This window comes from Gemmatimonadaceae bacterium, from assembly GCA_016720905.1.
Classification (GTDB): domain Bacteria; phylum Gemmatimonadota; class Gemmatimonadetes; order Gemmatimonadales; family Gemmatimonadaceae; genus Gemmatimonas.
This window is the reverse complement of record JADKJT010000001.1, coordinates 411,661-431,881: the sequence shown is the minus strand read 5'-3', so window position 1 is coordinate 431,881 and position 20,221 is coordinate 411,661. Positions and strand designations below refer to the sequence as shown.

The window sequence follows — 20,221 nt, the reverse complement described above, 5'->3', positions numbered from 1 at the left end:
CAATCACGCATGGGCGTCCAAGGTGAGGACGTATCTCACCCGGGAGACTCATGCGCACGGACAATGCGCGACCGACGGCGGTCGCGCTTCGACGGGCCTTTACCGTCGTCGAACTGCTAGTCGTGGTCGCGATCATCGGCATCATGGCCGCTATTGCGCTGCCGAAGGTGCGTGTGGAACGCGCCCAGGTGGACGGCGCCGTGCGGACGATGAGCATGGCCATCATGGTGGCCCAGCGCGAGGCGGTATCCCGCGGTCACAACGTGCTGGTGGTGTTCGACACGGCGCACCATGTCGTGCGCACCATCTGGGACAGGAACAACAATCTCACGCTCGACAACGGCGAAAAGACGCGCCCGTTCCCGATTCCGGAGCGCGTGGTGCTGGGTCGCGGGGCCGGTGTGCCCGCGTTCGGTTCCGCCACCGCCGACGTGCCGTCGATGCTGATGTTCGGCAGCTCACCCATGCTCGTGGTCCAACGCAACGGTGGGACTGACAGACCGCTCACGCTCTATCTCACGTCTGGTCGTTCACAGAAGGGTGTCGGTGAAAAGGACACGCGCGCGATGACCATTGCCCGCGCCACCGGTCGGCCCACCTGGTACATCTGGGCGTCGAGCGGATGGAGGCGCAATTGATGCGCGCGACGTCCCTGCAAATCACGCAACGCAGGCGCGACCAGCACCGCGGCTTCACGTTGGTAGAAGTCGTGCTGGCGCTGACGCTGTTGAGCGGCGTCGTGCTCATGCTCTCCATGGGCACCACCAAGTTCCAGCGCTCAGTTGGCGACTCGAATATTCGCAGTCGCGCCCAGGCGCGGGCCGATCTGCAATTGGCCATGGCACGATCATGGCCCACCTGGAGTACGCTCGAGAGTCTGACCGGCGGCGGGTACAACGGAGTCGTTGATGGCCTGACCACCGTGACCGCCGTGTCCGCCGACACCACCGCCGGCAAGCGCATCAAGCGAATCACCGTCACCGTGAGCGCATCGACCATGCCAGTGCCCGTGAAGCGTACCATCGCGGTGGCGGCCCCATGAGCGCCCGCCGGAAGGGTCGCACCCGTCGCGGCTTCACCCTGGCCGAGTTGATGATCGCCATGGCGCTCTTCAGCATCGTGCTGACGGCGGCCGTGGGGTTTCTGGTGGCGCAAAGCAAGGGCTTTCGGGTGCTCGCCGATCGGAGTGCTGGTATCCAGAACGGACGTTTCGGACGGGACATCCTGCGACAGGAAATTCGTACGGCCGGCACGAACGTGACCGAAGAGCAGCCCACCATCGTGTACGCGAGCCCCACGGTGTTCGCGTTCAACAGTGACCTCACCACGAATCGCGCCGACTCCATTCGACTCACGGGCGCGGTATATGTCGACCCGTTCGCCAGCGACGCCGAAGTGACGGCGCTGACCACGTCCAACGGCATCACCATCCCCGGCTCCGGATTCGCCTATCCGCTGCAGAGCTATTCGCAGACCACCGGCGTGTTCATCAACAGCGACGCCGAGCTGATCACGTTTCGATTCGCGCTGGATACGGTGGCCGGCTCTGAGGGCACGTACGCGCTGTATCGTCAAGTGAACGACAGGCCGGCTGAGGTCGTGGCCTCCGGACTTCGGCAGTCGCAAAGCAAGCCATTCTTCAAGTATTGGTACGACCCGGCGAAATTCGGCGCGACCAATCCCAACATTGACTCGGTGCCTGCCAACTGGCTTCCGCTCTCGAAGAACGTGGCCAAGCGCGGTGTGGCACCGGACACGGGTACCGCCACCAGCATGCGCATCGATGCGCTGCGTGCGGTGGAGGTGGTGTACGAAGCAACGCCGCCGCGCGGCACCACCCGCGACGTGGTTCGCTACATGATTCCGCTGCCCAATGTGGCCAACGCACGACAGTCGCGCGCCTGTGGTCGCGTGCCGCTGGCGCCGCCGGCGCCGACACTGCAATGGCGTGCGGACAGCAACGCCGTCATGGTGACGTGGGCACGCGGCACCGATGACGGCACCGGTGAACAGGATGCCATTCGATACGTGCTGTGGCGCAAGTTGAGCAGCGTGACCACCTGGGGCACGCCGATTACCACGCTCGGCGTGGCACCCACTGGGAGCTATGCCTACAAGGACGCCAGTGTGCAAAAGGGCTCCGGTAAGATCTACAGCTACGCGCTGGCCCTGCAGGATTGCACGCCGAATCTCTCAACGCTTTCCACCTCCGGCTCGGTGACCGTGCCATGAGTATCCGCATCCCGCGTGCATCGGCCCGTTCGTCCGGCTCTCAACTGGTTCGCACCCGCCGAGGCATTGCCCTGCTGACGGTGATGCTGGTGGCTATCGTCGGCGGTGTCATTGCGCTGGCGTCGGCCATGATGGTGATGGGTGGTACGCTGGTCCAGGCGTCCAGCGACCGCGCGGCGGCGGTGGACGACGCGGCCCTGTCGGGTCTTGAGGAGGCGCGCAATCGCCTCAACGCCAAGCTCGACTCGATTCCCACCACGGGATACCGCACCGTCGAATCCAATGTGTCGATTGCCAACACCAACGGCGTCAAGCGGACCACGTGGGTGGCGCGCATCGGCAACGCCGATTCGCTGGCCAACGCGGGCGAGTTCGGCGTGCAGGGTGAAATCGTCTCTCAGGCCGTCGATGCCAGCGGCAACGTGGCCATCCGGCGTTCGCTGGTGAGTCAGCAGTCGTTTGCGAAGTATGCGTACTTCACTGACCAGTCGAAGCTGTGGGATGGCAGCATTCTCTGGTTCGCGAATGGCTGGACGGCGCAGGGTCCATTACACTCGAACGACTCGTTGTACATCTTCTCGGGCACGCCGCCGCAGGCGATCTTCAAGGACGTTGTGACCACGGCCAAGGGCGTGTACAACAAGCCGGGCGGCCAGTTCAACAAGGGACCGGCGCAGGAATTCGTGGCGCCAATCGCGCTCCCCAGCACGGCCGATCTCAATATCCTCAAGACGATTGCCGCCAAGGCCGGGTACGTGTTCACGCCTACCGTGGTGAGTGGCGATAGCGCGCTGGTCACCATGCGCATCGAGTTTGTGGCGATTGACGTGGATGGGGACGGCAACACCACCGGTCCCGACGACGGGTACTTCCGCGTGTATCAGGTGCGCGCGGCATCCGCGTATGGCATGGGGTACGCCATGGCCCGCACTCCGGCGCCGCCGGGGAGCGCGCCGACACCGGGTGGCGGCGCGGGCGGTGACAGCACGTTGTTCTCGTACAATTGCGGGGTAACCTCCGTGGTTGCCGGCCGCACCGCCGTGGCGGCGACGTTTGCCGCCATTCCCGTGGTGGCCGCTGGCGCCAACTATCGCGCCAAGATGCTCAACAAGCAGAACGCCTACGACAACGTCAACGCCAAATGTTTTCTGGGCGGTGACGAGCGACTGAAGGCGACCGGCCTGTTCACCGCCACCGACGCCGCTGGCGATTGGCTGGTGCGCAGCTCTGGCAGTGTGCCGGCGGCTGTCTCAGCCCGTCTGGACGGCGCATATCTGTGGCCCCTCAGCGCACGCTACAACCCCAATTTTCGCGGCGTCATCTTCGTGGAAGGGCGCGCGGGCATCAGTGGTGTCGTGCGTGGGCGCGTCACCATTGCCAGCCGCAATAACACGGTGGTGCTCCACGACCTGCAGCAGTCGGTCAATCCCGGCACCACGTCGGGTTCGTGCAAGCCCGATGACGATATCGTCGGGGTGTTCTCTGGCGAGAATGTGCTGTGGGCGGACAACATGCTGAATGCGCCGCAGCAGCGGCGTGACAATTCCACCACCGGGGCCGCGTGGCTGTTGCCGCGCAAGGATTTCAATCCGTCAGCCACCACGTCCGATCTGGTGGTGCACGCCACGGCGCTGGCGCTCAAATCCATCGGCACCGAGCGTCCCAGTCCGCCGGCGGGACTCGCCACCACGAACTGGGTCAACCGCGGGTTTGTGCGTCAAGTGGGCGGTCGCATTCAATCGCGCGCCGGACAGGGCGGCACGATCAGTGGTACGGCACTGCACGGCTACACGTCGGATATTTCGTTCAACAAGTGCGCGCTCAACTACCCGCCCCCGTACTTCCCCACCACGGGACGCTGGTCGCTCAGTCAGTTCTACGAAATCAATCCGCAGAATTTCAACGCGGCCACCTGGTTCTCCTACTGACGTCGCGTCTCTCGCCTCACACCTTGTGATAGGCGACGCGCGCCGCGTCGTACCGATCGCTGGCCTGATACACCTCGAAGTCGCTGAAGAACGCCGGTGCTTCGTCTTGCAATACCTGCAACACGGACAGTGCCATGCGGCGAATCTCCAGTTCGGCGCTTTCGCTTGAACGCAGTTCGAGCATCGTGCGCCAGGCCCGGGCGTTGCCCGTGACCACGATCTTGGTTTCCGTGCAATTGGGCAGCACACTGCGGGCCGCTTCGCGCGCCAGTTTTCGGCGATGCATCTTGTCGTCCACCCAGCCGTAACGCGTCATGAGTGCGTCCACCAACGCCATGTAGCTGTCCTGGGCAGCGCCAATCTGTGCGGCCCACGCCGCTTCAAGCGCGGCGTCACCGATCATCCCTGGCGGCACAACGAATCGCGTGTCGCGCTCATCAACATGTCGTTGCGAGAGCTGCGAGTAGGCAAATCCCGCGCGATGCCGCACCAGCTCGTGCGTCAATGCGCGGCTCACACCCTCCAGCAGCAGCGAGTAGTTGGCGTGTTCCAGCACACTCCCATGCCCCTGTTTCTTGATATTCTCAAGATATTCGCGGGTCGACCGCCCGGCGGGATTCCGCTGGCTCATGTAACACAGGCGCCCGGCAAACTCGGCCAGACGTTCGCCGTCGGTCGCGTCGCCCGTCCATTGGACCGATAGGTGCGGCGGTTCCACGAACTGCGGACGCGCGAGCACGGTGACCGTGGGTTCGCGCAGAATGGCGTCGGCTGAAAGCATGGCAAAGCGCACGGAATCGGGGGGACCACATCGGGCGTAACAGGTGGAAAGATATCAACCATTGCCGAGCGAGGTGCCACGCCGTACGCTGGGGAATGTCTGAGACCGAGAATCCGCCGGGGCATATGCCGTCGTCCGACGCGCGGCAGGAATCGCCGCCATCACGTCCGTTTCGCTCCGACGCGCAGGAAGCGACCATCGCATTGCTGCGCACCGCGTCGGCGGTAAGCCGTCGGCTCGCGCGCGTGGTTGAACCGCACGGTATCAGTCTCGCCCAGTTCAACGTGCTGCGGATACTGCGCGGTGCCGGCGACGACGGCCTGCCGACGCTGGCCATTCGTGACCGCATGATCGAGGAAGGCTCCACGGTCACCCGCCTGTTGGACAAGCTGGAGACCGCCGGCTACGTGCGGCGCTCCCGCTGCAGTCCGGATCGGCGGCAAGTGCTGTGTTGGATCACCGAATCGGGACAGAGCCTGCTTGCCTTGCTCGATCCGCACATCGACGCGGCCGATGCCGCCACGGTCGACATGCTCAACTCGGCTGAGAGGCGCGATCTGATCGAGACACTGGCCAGGATTCGCGACGGCGTGCCCGCTACCGGTTGACGGGTTCGGCCCAGGCGGTGGCCTCAAGCCGAAAGCGCTGCCAGGCGCGTTCGCGCTCGATGCGATCGAGCACGGCGCGAGCCCTCGCATCGAGCGGTGGGGCATCGGGGTCATGACGGAGAACGCCAATGGCCTGGTCACCAGCCATCGCCACTTTGCAGCCGACGTTGAACACGCCGGACGGATCGGCGGCGTTCTTGACGTTCACGAACGCGGCGCGCGCTTCGGCATTCCAGACGCGCTCCAGCAACGGGGCGCGTAAGCGCCCGTCGCCATGCTCACCGGCCAGCGTGCCGCCTAATCGCGCCGTCAGCTCGGCCACTTCATCGAGAATACCGCTCACCGTCTGTCGCCAATGGGGCTGTGTGACGTCAACCAGCGGATTCACGTGGGCATGCGCGTCTCCGGCGTGGCCAAAAATCACGCCGGTCACATGGAATCGCGACAGTGCCGCCCGCACACCCCGCACATAGGCGGGAAAATGCTGCGGAGGCACACATCCATCTTCGACGAACTGCATCGATCGCAGGCGAGGCGCCAGTCGCGACAGGATCGGGCTGACCGCGTGCCGAAGCGACCACAGTCGGTGCTCGGTCTCACCGTCGAGTGCGGTGATCACCTCGTTGGCCGCGTTGGCGCGACAGCGGTCAGCGGTGACCAGTGCCGCCTGTTCCGCCGCGCCTGCGGTGTCAGCTTCCACTTCGATCAACAACACAGCCTCGGCTGTCGCGGCAATGCCGATTGGTCCCGCGCTGCCCGCGACATCCAGAAAGGTGCGATCCAGCAATTCACAGGCACTCGCACCCAGCTCGCGCACCTCCAGTGCGCACGCCGTCGCGTGGTCCAGCGAGGGGAACGCGGCCAGCACGGTGGCCGTCGCGCCCGCCACCGGACATAGCGCGAGCTCGGCTTCCACGAACAGCGCCAGCGTGCCTTCACTTCCAACCAGCAGGTCCAGCAGATGTCCACCCTCGTCCAGAGCGCTGGCAATACCGTAGCCGCTTGATTCCTTGCGGACGCCCGCGTGACGCAGGCTGTCAGGGTTGGCGTGTTGACGCAATTGCGCCAATGTTGCCATCAGGCGCGCCACCGCCGGAATACCAGCCGGCGGCGGAGATCCGCGTCGTATCCATGCCACACTGCCATCATCGAACACGCATTTCACGGCACGCACCCACGCCCGGGTGGCGCCAAAGCGCAACGAGCGGGCTCCCGCGGCATTCGCCGCAATCATGCCGCCAACGGTGCAGAACGCGCCGCTCGATGGGTCCACGGGAAAGCGAAGTCCGTGCGCGCGCGCGGCCGTGTCAACGGCTCCGCGCAGCGCTCCCGTGCCAACACGAATTGATCGAGCGGCAATATCTACGGGGCCGATGGCGGTAAATCGGCTGAGGTCGACCATCACGCCGGCGCCCACGGCACCGCCCGCCATACCGCTACCCGATCCGCGAGGCATCAGCGAGTGCCCCGTTCGTCGCGCCCAACGCACGAGGGGTATGCAGTCGGCCGCATCGGCCGGAACGGCCACGGCCACTGGCACGGCCCGCGCGATGCCCGCGCCTTCGGCATAGAGCGATCGGGCCAACAGGTCGGTCCGAAAGACGCCGCGGAAATCGGGTAGGGACTCGGTTGACGCCGTGGTGGTTGGGGGCACGCCGCAGTCTCGCGCATCCGCCGCGCGCAGACAAGCACGCGAAATTCGCCAATGCGTGACGCTGACGGTGCCGACCTCGTATCTTTGACGGAATGCCGCTTTCAAACGCCACCCGCGACGCCGTGGTCCAACGGGATGCCGCACGCTTCTGCCAGGCCATCCTGCCGGCCGTCTCACGCACCTTTGCGCTGGGCATCAAGGTGCTGCCGGGTCCGCTGGGTCAGGCGGTGCTGGACGCCTATCTCCTGTGCCGGATCGCGGACACGGTGGAAGACGCCCTCGACATGCCGCCCGAACGCAAGGCCGAATTGTTCGACGACTTTCTGGCGGCCTTCGATTCACCGGCCGCACTGCGGAAATTCCTGGACGGCGTGCAGTCACTGCAAGGCGACACGGCGCACCTGACACTGACCCACAACTGCGACCTCGTGCTGGCGCACTTCGCCCAGTTGCCGGTGGCCACGCAGGCGATGGTGCGCAAATGGGTGGCCGAGATGGTGGTCGGCATGCGCAAGTTCGTGCTGCTGTACCCGAACGGCATTCGCATACAGACCGTCGAGGAGTACAAGGAGTACTGCTATTATGTCGCCGGTACCGTGGGCTATATGCTCACCGATCTGTGGCATGAGCATTCGCCAAGCATCGGTACGCGCCAGTATGCCATCCTGCGCGAGCGCTGTCGTGCCTTTGCTGAAGCGTTACAGACGGTCAACATCCTCAAGGATGTGGCCATCGACGCCGAGAAGGAGAACTCGGTGTATGTGCCCGAGGAACTCCTGCGCGCCCAGGGCAGCACGCAGAGTCGCATTCTAGCCCCTGAGCTGATCGCGAAGAACCGCGAAGCGCTGGCGCAGTTGATCCAGTTGGCCTGGCACGATCTGGAGGAAGCGCGCAACTATCTGCTGCTCATTCCGCGGCGGGCGGTGTCCATCCGACTGTTCTGCATTCTGCCGCTGTTGCTGGCCTACGCCACGCTGCGCGATCTGGTGCAGAGCACGGCCATGCTCAAACCCGGCGGATCGGTCAAGATCTCGCGTCGCGAAGTGAAGTCACTGCTGATGACCGGCGCGATGCTGGTGATGAGCAACGCGGGCGTGCGATGGCTGGTGGCACGAGTACGGCGCCGGGCGTTCGAACTGGGATTCGCGTAGGGGAGGGATTTGGGTGTTCAGACGGGAGACGGAAGACGGGAGAATGGAGACGTCCGTTGTCTCCCGTCTCCCGTCTCCCGTCTCACCTCACCTCAACAGCGCCGCCGTCACCTGCCGCGCCAGGCTCGGCGGCGGTTGCATCCCGCCAGACTCCAGTTCATCCAACAGTTGCTCAAGACGCAGATGCGTGCGGTCGATCATCTGTCGATAGCCGCGACGGATCGCGCGCCAGCTGAAATAGCCGAGTCCACTGGCGAATGCCGCCACGCCGGCCATACCGGCTGTGGCAATTCCACCACCGGCCAGCAGCGCCAACGGTACCGATAGACCCAGCGCCATCAACACCAACACCAACACAATCGACAAAATCGACGTGCGTTGCGTGCGGCGCGCAGCGAACGACTCGGCGTCGAAACGCACGACACTCCGGGTGGCGTCGACCGCGGTCACGCTCGCCACCACCTGGTCCAGACGCACGAGATCCTGCCGTCGTCCACCCATGCCCAGCGAGCGCAGGAAGTTGCCGATCGCATCGCGACTGGGCTCCCAACTGATACGGTCAACCACACGACGTCGCAGCGTCAGAGATTCCATCCGCGGCATCCACGCCTCGAGTTTGGCCAACACCTCGGCGGGGGTCCCCGGCACGACGCGCTGCACCGACACACTGGCCGGACCGAGCGCATCCAATACCACGCCGTGTTCCGCTTCCTGCATCGGCAGCCGCGCCCGCTCCTCTGCCAACGCCTGCCGCAAATGCGTGGTGTCGATGCCGACCTCGCGCGCGATCTCCATCAGGCGGGACTCGGACACCGCGTCCGACAGCTCACCGCCATCAGCCTGAAGTTCAGTGGCGCGCGCCAGCACGCGCTCCAGCGCAACGCGCGGCAACGCCGGTTCGGCCTGCCCTGGCGCAGGCGCGGGCAACGGCCGATTGGAATCGATGGGACTGGACATACCGAAACCTACGTCAATTCGTGAACTCAGATTCCGCCCAGGACGATCTCGATCTGACGCACCAGCGCGTCGCGGATGGTGTCGGGCAACACGAAGCGCCGAACAAATGCGGTGCTTAGCACAGTTGCAGAGGCGGTTGCATCGATCCGTGCGCCCCCCTGCATCAAGTAGTAGCGCATATAGGGGTCCAGCAGTTCGGGAGCAAGACGTTCCAGGAGCATCGCCCCCGCGCGCACCTGACCGGCCGAAACAAGGCGCGTGGCGACGCCGGCACGCTGTTCCGCCGGCGTGGAATTGTCGGCCACCACCGTTCCCACGAGTGCGCCGGTGACTTCGTGCGCGAACACGAATAGCACATGGTTGGCATCCTCGACGCGTGACGGGAATGGAACCACGACCACGGTCTGACCACTGCGACCCACGCCCGTGCGCCCCTCACCGCCAACCGGCAGTGACAGCACGATGTCGCCGGTGCGCTGCCCCGTGTTGGTCAGAAATCGGTCGAACTTGGTGCGATAGACGCGCTGCCACAGTGAATCCACGGCGGTGATCACCGCGGCGCGACTCCGCACGGCGCGGGAGTGTTCGTCGGCGAAAAACCGCAGGTGCTCGTCCGTCACACCGCTGAGGAACAGTCGCAGCCACTCGCGATCGGCGGCATTCGGGAAGATGGCGGCAAACTGCGTCAGCCGCGCGGCGGTTTCCTTGTCGGACGCGCGACGTGCCTCCCCTTCATACTGAAGAAACCGCTCGGCGAACGCGCGCAGCACGTCCCAATTCGCCACGTCGAGCGGCAGGAATTGCGCCTGGAGGTAGCCGGGGGATGCGAGCAGTCCGGTGGCCAACGCCACACGATTCGCGTCCAGCGACGTCAGGATGTTCGCGCGATTCTTGATGACCGTCAGCGAATCCCGATACCCGAGTCGATACAGCGGAACCGCCGCCGAATCGTTGGACAGCAGGGCGAACGCGTGCAGCCACAGGTCAATGTGTTCGGCTGTCTTCACCGGCCACCGCGTGGCCGTCGGTTGCGACATCGCCGACGCAGGGGCGGGCGTTGCCACCGGGACGGCGGCCGCGCACCCGGTCAACAGCAGGGTCAGGCCGGCAAGCGACGCCAGCGCCGTTCGTGGTGATTGCATCATCGGAAAATACACACCCCGTGCTCCGGACTGGTGCATCGCCGCTCCTTGCGCCATCGTGGTGTCGTTCCGGTGTCCCGTTCCAACTCTCTGGAGACGTATTCATGCGCATCATTTGGGGTACGACCGCAGTCGCCACCGCCATGGCTGTTGGCTTTGCCGCAGGGCGCGTTCAACCGGTTGCCGCCGCCGACGAGCATTCCATGCACGACATGGGACCGTCGACAATGCCGATGGCCGGATTCCAGCAGTCGGCCGCGATTCCGGCATCGAGCACGACGGCCGCGGATCGTATCGCCAAGTCGCCCCGTCATGCGGAGTGGGTGTCCATCAAGGTCGGCGCCGCGGATAGTGTCATGGCTTGGGTGGTGTACCCCGAGCGCAAGGACAAGGCTCCGGTCGTCATCGCGATTCACGAGAACACGGGCATCAACACGTGGACGCGCTCGGTCGCCGATCAACTTGCCGCAGACGGGTTCATCGGCATTGCACCCGACCTCACCACCATGCAGCGCACCGGCGACCTGAAAGCGGATCCGACGCCCGATGCCGGTCGTGCGGCCATCGGAGCCATCACGCCCGAGATGGGAAACGTGATGATTGACGCGGTCGCCAAGTACGGGATGGCGCTGCCTGCAGCACTGCCGAAGTACGGTATCGTGGGATTTTGCTGGGGCGGCGGTCGTTCGTTCTCTCACGCCACCCATGCCCCGGGACTTGCCGCGTCAGTCGTGTACTACGGCTCCCCGCCCAACGCGGAACAGATGGCGGCCATCAAAGCACCGGTGCTCGGGCTATATGGCGGCAGTGATGCGCGCATCAGCGCTACGGTTCCGGCCACCGACTCGATCATGAAACAGCTGGGGAAGATGTATGCCTTTCACATCTTCGAGGGAGCCGGGCACGGGTTCCTGCGTGGGCAGGATCAGAGTCCAGCCAATCTCGCGGCCGCGCAACAGGCCTGGCCCAAAACGATTGCGTTCTTCCGGGAAAAACTGGGGAAGTGAAGACTCGGTACTAAGTACTCAGTACCAAGTACTCAGTACTCAGTATCTCCCCTTCCGCTCCTCTCCCACACGTCACACAAAACCGCCACGCCGCCTCGAGTTCGGTACTGCAGGCCGGACACTGCCGTTTGGTCAGATCGAGGCCGCAATGGGCGCAGAATGTGGAGGGCCGACCTTCGGGCAACCGACCGCCGCAGTACCGGCATCCGTGGGCCGAGTGTGCTCGTACGTTTGATGCGACCGCGCCGCCCGCGTCGGCGCGGTGCAGCGTCAACACGCTGGTCGACCACGTGCGCACCAGGGCCAAGGTGGGTGACGGCAACCCCAGCGCCTGTCGGCAGGCATCACGAAGGTCCGGCTCGCTCGAAATGACGTCACGTTCGCCGGACAACAGACGCAACATGGCGCGTTCCCACGACTCGGTTCCCCCGTCGGCCATCTCACGACGGGTTTCGCGGAACGGCAGCAGCCGCTCCTCGAGATCGATCAACGTGAATCCCTGCGTGCTGAGCTGCGGATACTGTTCGCGTATCACGCGGGCCAGTCGAAAGGCAAGCCGGTCGAGGTCGTCCAGCGATCGGGTTGGCGGACTCACTTACCCACCACGGCTCGCGTGGTGGCGTCGGCATCCGAGTTCATCAATCCCTTGTTGTCCCCGCCAATGCGGTCAACCATCCGCTCGGCGAAGTTCTTCTCGTTGACCTGGGCATCCTTCCAGCCATAGCCGTAGCCAATGGCGATTCCCAGCGCGAGGATGAAGAGAAACTTGAACATGGGCGTCCCGGAAAACTCCCGCCGCCTGTGCGCCAGGAGGCCTACCCCTGACGACGCACCATCGCGGGCACGGGTAACGCGGCGGCCGGCGTAAATGCCGCGGGGTCCGGAAACGGTGACAGTGTGTTCCGGATTGCGCCGGCCTTGACCGGCGCGTCGGCCCACCATTGTTCAAAAGTCGACTCGATCAGGCCATCGGAAGCGTCCTGCTGTGCCGCCGCTCGAGTAGCCAGATGGTTGGCATACTCGTTTTGCGGATGCCCCGCGTGACCCTTCACCCAGGCCCACTGGCATTCATGCCGAGCGATCGACTCCACCGCGGCCTGCCACAACTCGAGATTCTCCACCACACCGTCCTTGCGTCGCCAGCCGCGGGCCATCCAGCCTCTCACCCAGGTGTTCATGCCGTCGACGATGTAGCGCGAGTCGGTGGTGAAGTGCACCGACAGCGAATTGCCTTTCTTCGACAACGCGTGAAGCGTATCGATCACCGATCGCAACGCCATCCGATTGTTGGTCGTGTCCGGTTCCGACGCCCACAAATCGAAACGCTGGATCACTCCGTCCGGGCGACGCCATTCAACCAGCGCGCCAAATCCGCCGGGCGTCGCACCGCTCTTGCCATTGCCCAGGCACGATTCATCCGCGTAGACGGCCACCAGCGGGTACCGCGCCGTCATTGCACCGATTCCAGTCCGTCCAGTTCGTCGATGAACAACTCGAGTCGATGTCCGGTGGACGGATGACGGGCCAGGATCACTTCGCGACCCGCATCGATGCGCAGTCGCTCGGGGATCACCAGATACTCGGTGCCGCGCCTGGTGAACACCATTCGCAGCCCCTTCATAATGGCATGCTCCAGTCGATCGTACTGCACCACGGACAGCATCATGACGTTCGCCCCCATCCCGCACACACCTGCTCCAATACCTGTGCGGCCCGTTCAATCTGGGATCGCTCCACCCACTCCTGTGCGGAGTGCGCACGGGCGATATCACCGGGGCCGAAGCAGAGCGCGGGAATGCCCGCGGCATTGAACAGTGCCGCATCGGTCCAGCAGGAGAGCCCCTCAATGGGTGCCTGATATCCGTCGGCGGCCGCCGCGGTTACCACCGCTCGCGTGAGCGGGGCATCGACGGCCAGATCACTCGGCGGCTGCGCGAACGCAATCTGCGAGGTCACGCGAAACGTCGGATGCGATTCCGCCAGCGACGCACACAGCGCATCGATTTCGGCCAGCGCATCGTGGCCCGACTCGCCGGGAATGGTACGTCGCTCGATACGCAGCGTGCACTGCTCCGCATACGTCGACCACCCCGTCCCGCCTTCAATCATTGCAGCGTGCAAGGACGGCCGACCCAGCAACGGATGGCGACGCGCCGAAAGCGTGCGGTGCTCGAACTGATCGAGCGCGGCCAGCAGCAGGCCGGCGTGCCGTATCGCGTCGACGCCCACGTCGTAGCGACTGCCATGTGCCGCATGACCGTGAAACACCAATTCGATCCACGCGAAACCCTTATGCGCCGGGCACACCGCCAACCGCGTGGGTTCGGTCACAATGGCACCGGTCGCCTGCAGTCCATCCGCCAGCAGCGCGCGCGTCCCGATGGATTCGAATTCTTCGTCGCAGACGGCGGCAACGATGACTTCGCTGACGAGTGCGCCGCGCGTGGCCGCGCGGGCGGCGGCCACGCACATGGCCGCGATGCCGCCCTTCATGTCGGTTGCGCCGCGTCCGTACAACCGATCACCATCGGTTATGGGATCGAAGGGCGCATGCATCATCCCGTCAGTGCCAACCACATCCAGATGTCCGTTCAGCACCAATGGTGTCCGACCACTGGGCCCGATACGTGCCAGCACGTTGGGCCGACCCGGCGCGACATCGGTGACGGAAACGGCGAATCCCCATCCGCTCAGCACACTCGCCAGGAATCGCGCGCACGCCCCCTCACCCGGTGCGCCGGCCACCAGTCTGGGATTGCGCGAATCGATCGCGACGAGGGCTTCCGTCAGGGCGATCGCGTCGAGTGGAAATCGGGAGGGCATGGGGGGAGGCTGTAGGAATGGGCCGACGATACGGAGAATAGAGACGGGAGACTTGAGACGGGAGACGGAAGACGCAGCGATTTCCGGTTCTTCAGCGTCTCCCGTCTCCCGTCTCCCGTCTCCCGTCTTTAACCTCCACACCCTCGTCATCGACTCGCCACGGCAGGATTTCCCCCAAGCGGAGCGATGGCGCGCGTTACGGCTTCCACCCGGCCGTCCGGCGCGAACACGATCACGCAGCCACCGCCGGAGGCGCCAAGTGCTTTCATCCCCAAACTGCCGGCGTTCGTCGCGGCGGCGTAGATGGCATCGATGCGCGGCGTCGTGATGGCCGGATGGAGCGCTTGCTGGTGTGTCCAATGGGTATCAACCAGCTGCGCCAATAGTTCGATGTCGCCGGAAGGCAACGCCGCCGACATCTGTTGCGCCAGCGATTTCATGGCGTCGAGTGCGTCAACCACTCGCGCGTCCCGCGCCAGATACGCGTCCAGCACCGCGGTGATGGTGGTCGCCGAGATGCGCGACTCGCCCGTGTAGACCAGCAGACACTGTCGTTCGAGGGCGATCCGTGCGGCCGGCGACAGGGCCAGTGATTGGACGTGCGTGGCGACATCGAACGACAGTCCCAGGGCGCCTCCGAACGCGGCCGCGTAGTGGTCCTGTCGACCACCGGCGATCCCCAGTTCTTCGACCTCCACGGCACGACTCCATTCCGCAAGCGTGGCGGCATCGGCCAATTCACCACGCCAGCGATGCAGGGCCGCCGCCAACGCCACACCGGCGGCCGAAGATCCACCGAGTCCGGCGCCGATGGGGAAATCGCTCTCGAGGTGCACCGCCACGTTCTCGACGCACGCTTTGCGCAACGCAGCCCGAATCAATCCATCAGGGGGCAGGATAGCATTCGACAATGCGGGTGTGACCTGCACGGTCGCACGCCGATTGATGGCGACGTTGCATACAAAACCGCCTCGCTCTTCAGGGAAGGGGGGAACGTCAGTCCACCCTCCGCCGAAGTCGAGGCGGGTCGGTGCCGACGCGACGAGCGCGCGGCGTGAGTCGGTCATCTGGCGAACTACTTCTTCTTGGCGGCCTTCTTGACCGGAGCTTTTGCCGCCGGCTTGGCTGCCGGCTTGGTGGTGGCCGCCTTGGCCGGTGCCTTGGCCGCCGGCTTCGCGGGCGTCTTGGCAGCCGGCTTGGCCGGTGTCTTGGCCGCCGGCTTGGCAGGAGCCTTTACCGGAGCCTTTGCTGGAGCCTTGGCAACCGGAGCGACCTTTGCGACTGGTTTGGCCGGCGGCGCCTTTTCCGGCGCCTTCTCCGGCGCCTTGGCCGGGGCAGCTGCTTTGGCGACCGGCTTCTCAGGCGCCTTTGCAGGTGCCTTCTCCACCGGCGCTTCGGCCGGCTTCACCACCGGCTTCACGGTCGGCTTCATCACCAGCGGCATGCTCTTGTCCGACGGACGCTGTGGCTCAAGACGCATTGCGGCCCGCGCTTCCAGCGCGGCTTCCGCGGCAGCGGCAGGCGCAGTGACCGCCTTGGGCAACTGGCCAAGCGGAACCGGCTTTGGCGGGGCAGGCTTGGGCTCGGGCTTCGGCAGCGAACCGTGCTTGGCGATATACGCCGCCTCGGCCTGCTGGATCAGCACGTCCCCTTCCATCTGTCCCATCTGGCCACGACGCACCATGTAGTGGATCAGATCGCGCGAGCTTTCGATAGCGAAGTTGCTGAATCCAGCGGCGGCGCCGATGACTTCGCGCATCACGCCCGCCATCTTGCTACCAGCCTCGAGACTGATTTCGTGCGCACGTGCTGCCATCTCGGCGGCGGTGTCGCGCGCATCAGCAGCCCGGTGCCCAGGCCCGCGTCGCGGGGCCGGACCGGCTGGCGGCGCGTCGCCTTCACTCATGATCTCTTCGTCAGCCTGCGGCTTTTCGGACTCGGACATGGATCGAACGTACTCCTTCCGCCATACATGGGGGTCGCGGTGGGGCAAGTCGACCGTTCGCGACAACCGCGCGTCAGAATTCGGATGCACCCGCTAGAACGGGGGTAACTATATGATTTTCAGGCATCTATGCAACCCGTACGGGGCAAGAATATCATCTCCGCTTCCATAGTAGCGCGCTGAAACCACTTGAAGTCATCCGGCATCTCCGCCAAGCTTAGCCAAAAAGTTGACGAAATTTCAGCATATAAAGCGCACATAAGCGACACTATGAAGACACTTCCGCTGGAAGGAATTCGCGTACTCGATTTTACTCGGGTTCTCGCCGGACCGCTCTGCACGATGATGCTCGGCGACCTCGGCGCTCAGGTGATCAAAGTCGAACGACCCGAAAACGGCGACGACACCCGCGGATGGGGGCCCCCGTTCGCCGCCGATGGGCAGTCGGCCTACTTCCGGAGCACCAATCGCAACAAACTGTCCATCGCACTCAACCTGAAAGATATGGACGACAATGCGGTCGCCAGGTCGCTGGTCAAGAGTGCTGATATTGTGATAGACAACTATCTTCCAGAGGCACTGTCTAGTTACGGGCTTGATAAAGGCGCTGAACTGGCCTCAAATACGAAGCTTATTTGGTGTACCATTTCGGGCTTCGGACCCGGCAGCGACCGACCAGGCTACGATTACGTCGTACAGGCGGAGGCCGGTTGGATGGCCATCAATGGACCTGAAGCCGGACCGCCAATGAAAACCGGTGTGGCGCTCGCTGACGTGATCACGGGCAAAGACGCCGCCGTGGCGATTTTGGCCGCACTGGCTGGCCGCGATGCCGGGCGCCCAATCGAGCGGCAGATCAACATTTCGCTGAATCACAGTGCGACGGCGGCGCTGGTGAATGTCGCGCAGAACGCCCTCGTTTCCGGCACGGACGCCAAACGCTGGGGCAACGCTCATCCCAATCTGGTGCCGTATCAGCTGTTCGCGGCGGCCGATCGCGCACTGGTGATGGCCGTGGGAACTGATGCCCAGTGGACTGCAGCCGCCCAGGCCATCGGCTTGGATGCATTGGCTGCCGATCCGGACCTGGCGAGGAATGCGGGTCGGCTGGCGCAGCGCGAACGGGTGGTGACCGCCATCGCCGATCGGCTTCGCACCCAGCCCGCCGCTCTGTGGATGGCGCGCCTCCAGGCCGCCCGGGTTCCGTGCGGCTTGGTGCGCACCGTGCGCGAGGCGATTGCCGACTACCCGGCGTCACCAGTGACGGGGATTGCCTCGGTGACCGGAGGGCAGATTCGGTACGCACCGCCGTCGCTGGACCAGCACGGCGAATTGATTCGCCAAAATCACTGGAGTGTTTTCGACCACGTGCCGATACTGGCCGAAGGGGACGTGTGACCTCTTCCACCCCCGCGCGTCTTTTCTGCGAGAAGGTCAGCAGGACGTTCCGGTTGAATCTGGGTAGGCAGGGGTGTCGAGTAGCTCCGTCTGGCGTTATCCTAGCGCTGTGAAAATGACGGAAAACACAGACGCCCAGCTCATCGAAGTCGATTCGGACCAGGATGTCATCTCCCGGGTTATCGCCGGGGATCGCGACGCATTCGCGATGCTGATCGGTCGATACAGCGATCCGCTGTATCGACAACGCTCTCGGCATGACGGGCAGTCCCGACGTAGCCGAGGACATTCTCCAGACGTCGTTCATCAAGGCCTATCACCATCTGGGTGAAGTCCGTGGACGATTCGACGCCTGGCTATTCCGGATCGTGGCAAACGGGTGCAAGGACTGGCTGAAGAACATTCGGCGCACGCACCTGAGTTACGACGAGGATGACCAAGCCTCCGGCTACGCGACGCCCGATGAGGATCTTGACCGCACGGAACTGCGGCAGGACCTCGACGAAGCCCTCGCGCAGCTGGCCCCGTCACTTCGCGAAGCCTTCATCATGAAGCATGTGGAAGGGCGTTCGTACGAAGAGATGGCGGACCTTCTGGGAACCACTGTGGGAGCACTGAAGATGCGCGTGCATCGGGCACGTGAAGCCCTTCAGGCCCTGCTCGAGGAGAGATACGCCTGATGCTCAACAATCAAGAAGCGCACAACGACCGGAACGACCTCGGTCAGAATTTGCCGCACCGCGACGCCGCGGGCGATACACCGCTCGCTGGCCGTCCCATGGCAGATCGTGAAGTGCCGCTTCCGGGTTTGGCAGCGGCAGACGATCCGTCGATGGTGGCCATTCACCAGTGGCTCGATGGTGACCTGGCCGAATCCGACGCACGTCGCGTGGATACGAAACTGGTGGACATGTGGGCGCAGGTGGCCAGCGAGACCGACCGCCGTCGTCGCATGGTGACGCCCTCGTATGTGGCCGCGAATATCATGAACGCCCTGCCGGAAAAGCAGGTCGTCGTGAATGCGGCCGTCGCCGCGGCTCCCAACGCCGTGAAAGGCCTGCCGATGCCCATGGTGCTGATGATCGGCACCGCGATGCTGGCTGTGGGCATCGTGATCGGGAAGATGCTATAAAAACTAAGTACTGAGTACTGAGTACTCAGTACTCAGTAGTGTATCGCTCTTCCTAGCGCCGCCAGCGCCGCTTCCTTCACGGTCTCCGACAGCGTCGGATGTGAGTGTACCGTGATGCCGATGTCTTCGGCGCTGCCACGATACTCCATGGCCAGCACCACTTCCGCCAGCAGGTCGGCGACATTGGGGCCAATCATGTGGGCGCCGAGAATCTCGTCGGTGTCACGGTCCACCACGAACTTCACGAAGCCCTGCGTTTCGCCCATCGTGCGCGCGCGACCGTTGGCGCTGAAGGGAAACTTGCCAATGCGATAAGCGCGGCCACTGGCCTTCACTTCCTCCTCGCTCAGGCCCACCGTGGCAATCTCGGGCCACGTGTACACAATGCCGGGCATCGTGCGGTGATGCATGTGCACCGGCTTGCCGGCAATCACTTCGGCCGCAATCACGCCTTCCTCTTCGGCCTTGTGCGCCAGCAGCTTCCCGCCGCACACGTCACCAATGGCAAACACATTGGGAAGATTGGTGCGCTGCTGACTGTCCACCGCAATCTCACCGCGCGCACCCAACGCCAAGCCAAGCGCGGCGGCGTCCACGCCATGCATCAGCGGCTTGCGGCCCACCGACACCAGCACATAGTCACCGTCAATTGACGATGTCACCCCATCGCGTTCCACGTGAATGGTCACGCCATCGTTGCGCACATCGGCACCGGTCACCTTGGTGCCCGTGTGGATCTCCAGACCCTGCTTGCGGAAGATCTTGTCGGCTTCGCGCACCAACTCTGCGTCGTTGCCCGGCAGAATAGTCGGCGCGTACTCAACCACCGTGACTCTGGCGCCCAGTCGACGCCACACCGATCCGAGTTCCAGCCCGATCACCCCGCCACCCACCACGATCAGGTGTTTCGGCACTTCGGGAATGGACAGTGCGCCCACGTTGGAGAGCACGCGCCGTTCGTCGAACCTGAGGAACGGCAACTCCACCGGCACCGAGCCCGTGGCGATGATTACCGAATTGCCCTGCAACGACGTCACGCTGCCGTCGGCCGCACGCACGTCAATGACATTGCCGGCCTTGAGGGTGCCAAATCCCTTGGCCCACGTCACCTTGTTTTTGCGAAACAGGAACTCGACACCCTTGGTGTTCTGCGCCACGACGTCGCGCTTCCGCGCCATCATCGCCGCCAGATCGACGGAGGCACCGTCCACCTTGATGCCGTGTTCGGCCGCGTGCAGTCGCAGCCACTCGTAGTGCTCAGAGCTCTGCAGCAGCGCCTTGGACGGGATGCAGCCCACATTGACGCACGTGCCGCCCAGCGTGGCATCGGATTCGATGCAAGTGACCGAGAGCCCCAACTGGGCCGCGCGAATACTCGCGACATAGCCGCCAGGGCCGCCGCCAAGGACCAGAACGTCGGGCATGAACAAGTAGGGAGTAGGGAGAGTGCAGAGGACTCAGTA

The 20,221-nt window shown here is 64.3% G+C and carries 21 protein-coding genes and 1 pseudogene; 10 read left to right on the top strand and 12 right to left on the bottom strand.

Going from position 1 to position 20,221, the window contains the following annotated elements:
- The first annotated feature begins 50 nt into the window (after window positions 1–50).
- From IPP90_01820 to IPP90_01805, 4 genes and pseudogenes are all read left to right on the top strand, one after another.
- Window positions 51–170 (top strand): annotated as a pseudogene (locus IPP90_01820) (prepilin-type N-terminal cleavage/methylation domain-containing protein).
- A 467-nt stretch (window positions 171–637) separates the two neighbouring features.
- Entirely contained in the window at window positions 638–1,042 is a 405-nt protein-coding gene (locus IPP90_01815; protein MBL0169451.1) for a prepilin-type N-terminal cleavage/methylation domain-containing protein, read from the top strand.
- Window positions 1,039–2,232, top strand: a complete 1,194-nt coding sequence (locus IPP90_01810; protein MBL0169450.1) for a prepilin-type N-terminal cleavage/methylation domain-containing protein — start codon at window positions 1,039–1,041, stop codon at window positions 2,230–2,232. The genes IPP90_01815 and IPP90_01810 overlap by 4 nt, the downstream gene beginning before the upstream one ends.
- A complete protein-coding gene (locus tag IPP90_01805) occupies window positions 2,229–4,160 on the top strand; it encodes a hypothetical protein (GenBank protein ID MBL0169449.1) in 1,932 nt (643 codons plus the stop codon). The genes IPP90_01810 and IPP90_01805 overlap by 4 nt, the downstream gene beginning before the upstream one ends.
- Before the next feature lie 16 nt (window positions 4,161–4,176).
- Here IPP90_01805 and thyX read toward each other — a convergent pair whose 3' ends face one another.
- Window positions 4,177–4,941, bottom strand: coding sequence for an FAD-dependent thymidylate synthase (gene thyX / locus IPP90_01800; protein MBL0169448.1), 765 nt, complete (start codon window positions 4,939–4,941; stop codon window positions 4,177–4,179).
- A gap of 95 nt (window positions 4,942–5,036) precedes the next feature.
- Between thyX and IPP90_01795 the strand changes: the two genes are divergently transcribed.
- Window positions 5,037–5,549 (top strand): MarR family transcriptional regulator, encoded by a 513-nt coding sequence (locus IPP90_01795; GenBank protein MBL0169447.1) that lies wholly within the window; start codon window positions 5,037–5,039, stop codon window positions 5,547–5,549.
- Here the strand turns inward: IPP90_01795 and IPP90_01790 are convergent.
- Window positions 5,539–7,203: an FAD-binding protein gene (locus IPP90_01790; GenBank protein ID MBL0169446.1), complete on the bottom strand. Its 1,665-nt coding sequence runs from the start codon at window positions 7,201–7,203 to the stop codon at window positions 5,539–5,541. The two genes, IPP90_01795 and IPP90_01790, sit on opposite strands and share 11 nt — an antisense overlap.
- A 92-nt stretch (window positions 7,204–7,295) precedes the next feature.
- Here IPP90_01790 and IPP90_01785 point away from each other — a divergent pair, with 92 nt between their 5' ends.
- Entirely contained in the window at window positions 7,296–8,354 is a 1,059-nt protein-coding gene (locus IPP90_01785) for a phytoene/squalene synthase family protein (GenBank protein MBL0169445.1), read from the top strand.
- An 87-nt stretch (window positions 8,355–8,441) separates the two neighbouring features.
- Here the strand turns inward: IPP90_01785 and IPP90_01780 are convergent, their stop codons facing one another.
- Window positions 8,442–9,311, bottom strand: coding sequence for a hypothetical protein (locus IPP90_01780; GenBank protein MBL0169444.1), 870 nt, complete (start codon window positions 9,309–9,311; stop codon window positions 8,442–8,444).
- A 26-nt stretch (window positions 9,312–9,337) separates the two neighbouring features.
- Window positions 9,338–10,453, bottom strand: coding sequence for a hypothetical protein (locus IPP90_01775; GenBank protein ID MBL0169443.1), 1,116 nt, complete (start codon window positions 10,451–10,453; stop codon window positions 9,338–9,340).
- A 104-nt stretch (window positions 10,454–10,557) separates the two neighbouring features.
- On the opposite strand from IPP90_01775, the gene IPP90_01770 reads away from it, so the two are divergent.
- Window positions 10,558–11,460: a dienelactone hydrolase family protein gene (locus IPP90_01770; protein ID MBL0169442.1), complete on the top strand. Its 903-nt coding sequence runs from the start codon at window positions 10,558–10,560 to the stop codon at window positions 11,458–11,460.
- 10 nt (window positions 11,461–11,470) lie between these two features.
- On the opposite strand, the gene IPP90_01765 is transcribed toward IPP90_01770, so the two are convergent.
- From IPP90_01765 to IPP90_01735, 7 genes are all read right to left on the bottom strand, one after another.
- Window positions 11,471–12,055 (bottom strand): zinc ribbon domain-containing protein, encoded by a 585-nt coding sequence (locus tag IPP90_01765; GenBank protein ID MBL0169441.1) that lies wholly within the window; start codon window positions 12,053–12,055, stop codon window positions 11,471–11,473.
- A complete protein-coding gene (locus tag IPP90_01760) occupies window positions 12,052–12,234 on the bottom strand; it encodes a hypothetical protein (protein MBL0169440.1) in 183 nt (60 codons plus the stop codon). Before IPP90_01760 ends, IPP90_01765 begins: the two co-directional genes overlap by 4 nt.
- Before the next feature lie 41 nt (window positions 12,235–12,275).
- Window positions 12,276–12,914, bottom strand: coding sequence for a ribonuclease HI (locus tag IPP90_01755; protein ID MBL0169439.1), 639 nt, complete (start codon window positions 12,912–12,914; stop codon window positions 12,276–12,278).
- Window positions 12,911–13,126, bottom strand: coding sequence for a hypothetical protein (locus IPP90_01750; protein ID MBL0169438.1), 216 nt, complete (start codon window positions 13,124–13,126; stop codon window positions 12,911–12,913). Before IPP90_01750 ends, IPP90_01755 begins: the two co-directional genes overlap by 4 nt.
- A complete protein-coding gene (locus IPP90_01745; protein MBL0169437.1) occupies window positions 13,123–14,283 on the bottom strand; it encodes an ArgE/DapE family deacylase in 1,161 nt (386 codons plus the stop codon). The genes IPP90_01750 and IPP90_01745 overlap by 4 nt, the downstream gene beginning before the upstream one ends.
- A 146-nt stretch (window positions 14,284–14,429) precedes the next feature.
- On the bottom strand, window positions 14,430–15,350 hold the full coding sequence (locus IPP90_01740) for a hypothetical protein (protein ID MBL0169436.1): 921 nt from the start codon (window positions 15,348–15,350) through the stop codon (window positions 14,430–14,432).
- Between the two features lie 8 nt (window positions 15,351–15,358).
- Complete coding sequence (locus IPP90_01735) at window positions 15,359–16,228, bottom strand: hypothetical protein (GenBank protein ID MBL0169435.1); 870 nt, start codon at window positions 16,226–16,228, stop codon at window positions 15,359–15,361.
- A 270-nt stretch (window positions 16,229–16,498) separates the two neighbouring features.
- On the opposite strand from IPP90_01735, the gene IPP90_01730 reads away from it, so the two are divergent.
- The 3 genes from IPP90_01730 (at window position 16,499) to IPP90_01720 (ending at window position 18,758) form a co-directional block, all read left to right on the top strand.
- Window positions 16,499–17,626, top strand: coding sequence for a CoA transferase (locus tag IPP90_01730; GenBank protein MBL0169434.1), 1,128 nt, complete (start codon window positions 16,499–16,501; stop codon window positions 17,624–17,626).
- A 257-nt stretch (window positions 17,627–17,883) separates the two neighbouring features.
- Window positions 17,884–18,306 (top strand): RNA polymerase sigma factor, encoded by a 423-nt coding sequence (locus IPP90_01725; GenBank protein MBL0169433.1) that lies wholly within the window; start codon window positions 17,884–17,886, stop codon window positions 18,304–18,306.
- Window positions 18,306–18,758, top strand: coding sequence for a hypothetical protein (locus IPP90_01720; protein MBL0169432.1), 453 nt, complete (start codon window positions 18,306–18,308; stop codon window positions 18,756–18,758). Before IPP90_01725 ends, IPP90_01720 begins: the two co-directional genes overlap by 1 nt.
- Before the next feature lie 32 nt (window positions 18,759–18,790).
- Here IPP90_01720 and lpdA read toward each other — a convergent pair whose 3' ends face one another.
- Window positions 18,791–20,182: a dihydrolipoyl dehydrogenase gene (lpdA, locus tag IPP90_01715; protein ID MBL0169431.1), complete on the bottom strand. Its 1,392-nt coding sequence runs from the start codon at window positions 20,180–20,182 to the stop codon at window positions 18,791–18,793.
- Between the last annotated feature and the right edge of the window lie 39 nt (window positions 20,183–20,221).

Excerpts from the sequence above, each read along its gene's own strand:
- IPP90_01795 (MBL0169447.1), top strand. The coding sequence starts at position 5,037 with ATGTCTGAGACCGAGAATCCGCCGGGGCATATGCCGTCGTCCGACGCG.
- lpdA (MBL0169431.1), bottom strand. The coding sequence starts at position 20,182 with ATGCCCGACGTTCTGGTCCTTGGCGGCGGCCCTGGCGGCTATGTCGCG.
- thyX (MBL0169448.1), bottom strand. The coding sequence starts at position 4,941 with ATGCTTTCAGCCGACGCCATTCTGCGCGAACCCACGGTCACCGTGCTC.
- IPP90_01780 (MBL0169444.1), bottom strand. The coding sequence starts at position 9,311 with ATGTCCAGTCCCATCGATTCCAATCGGCCGTTGCCCGCGCCTGCGCCA.
- IPP90_01815 (MBL0169451.1), top strand. The coding sequence starts at position 638 with ATGCGCGCGACGTCCCTGCAAATCACGCAACGCAGGCGCGACCAGCAC.
- IPP90_01735 (MBL0169435.1), bottom strand. The coding sequence starts at position 16,228 with ATGTCCGAGTCCGAAAAGCCGCAGGCTGACGAAGAGATCATGAGTGAA.
- IPP90_01720 (MBL0169432.1), top strand. The coding sequence starts at position 18,306 with ATGCTCAACAATCAAGAAGCGCACAACGACCGGAACGACCTCGGTCAG.
- IPP90_01730 (MBL0169434.1), top strand. The coding sequence starts at position 16,499 with ATGAAGACACTTCCGCTGGAAGGAATTCGCGTACTCGATTTTACTCGG.
- IPP90_01775 (MBL0169443.1), bottom strand. The coding sequence starts at position 10,453 with ATGCAATCACCACGAACGGCGCTGGCGTCGCTTGCCGGCCTGACCCTG.
- IPP90_01770 (MBL0169442.1), top strand. The coding sequence starts at position 10,558 with ATGCGCATCATTTGGGGTACGACCGCAGTCGCCACCGCCATGGCTGTT.
- IPP90_01785 (MBL0169445.1), top strand. The coding sequence starts at position 7,296 with ATGCCGCTTTCAAACGCCACCCGCGACGCCGTGGTCCAACGGGATGCC.
- IPP90_01750 (MBL0169438.1), bottom strand. The coding sequence starts at position 13,126 with ATGATGCTGTCCGTGGTGCAGTACGATCGACTGGAGCATGCCATTATG.
- IPP90_01745 (MBL0169437.1), bottom strand. The coding sequence starts at position 14,283 with ATGCCCTCCCGATTTCCACTCGACGCGATCGCCCTGACGGAAGCCCTC.
- IPP90_01805 (MBL0169449.1), top strand. The coding sequence starts at position 2,229 with ATGAGTATCCGCATCCCGCGTGCATCGGCCCGTTCGTCCGGCTCTCAA.
- IPP90_01740 (MBL0169436.1), bottom strand. The coding sequence starts at position 15,350 with ATGACCGACTCACGCCGCGCGCTCGTCGCGTCGGCACCGACCCGCCTC.
- IPP90_01810 (MBL0169450.1), top strand. The coding sequence starts at position 1,039 with ATGAGCGCCCGCCGGAAGGGTCGCACCCGTCGCGGCTTCACCCTGGCC.
- IPP90_01760 (MBL0169440.1), bottom strand. The coding sequence starts at position 12,234 with ATGTTCAAGTTTCTCTTCATCCTCGCGCTGGGAATCGCCATTGGCTAC.
- IPP90_01755 (MBL0169439.1), bottom strand. The coding sequence starts at position 12,914 with ATGACGGCGCGGTACCCGCTGGTGGCCGTCTACGCGGATGAATCGTGC.
- IPP90_01725 (MBL0169433.1), top strand. The coding sequence starts at position 17,884 with ATGACGGGCAGTCCCGACGTAGCCGAGGACATTCTCCAGACGTCGTTC.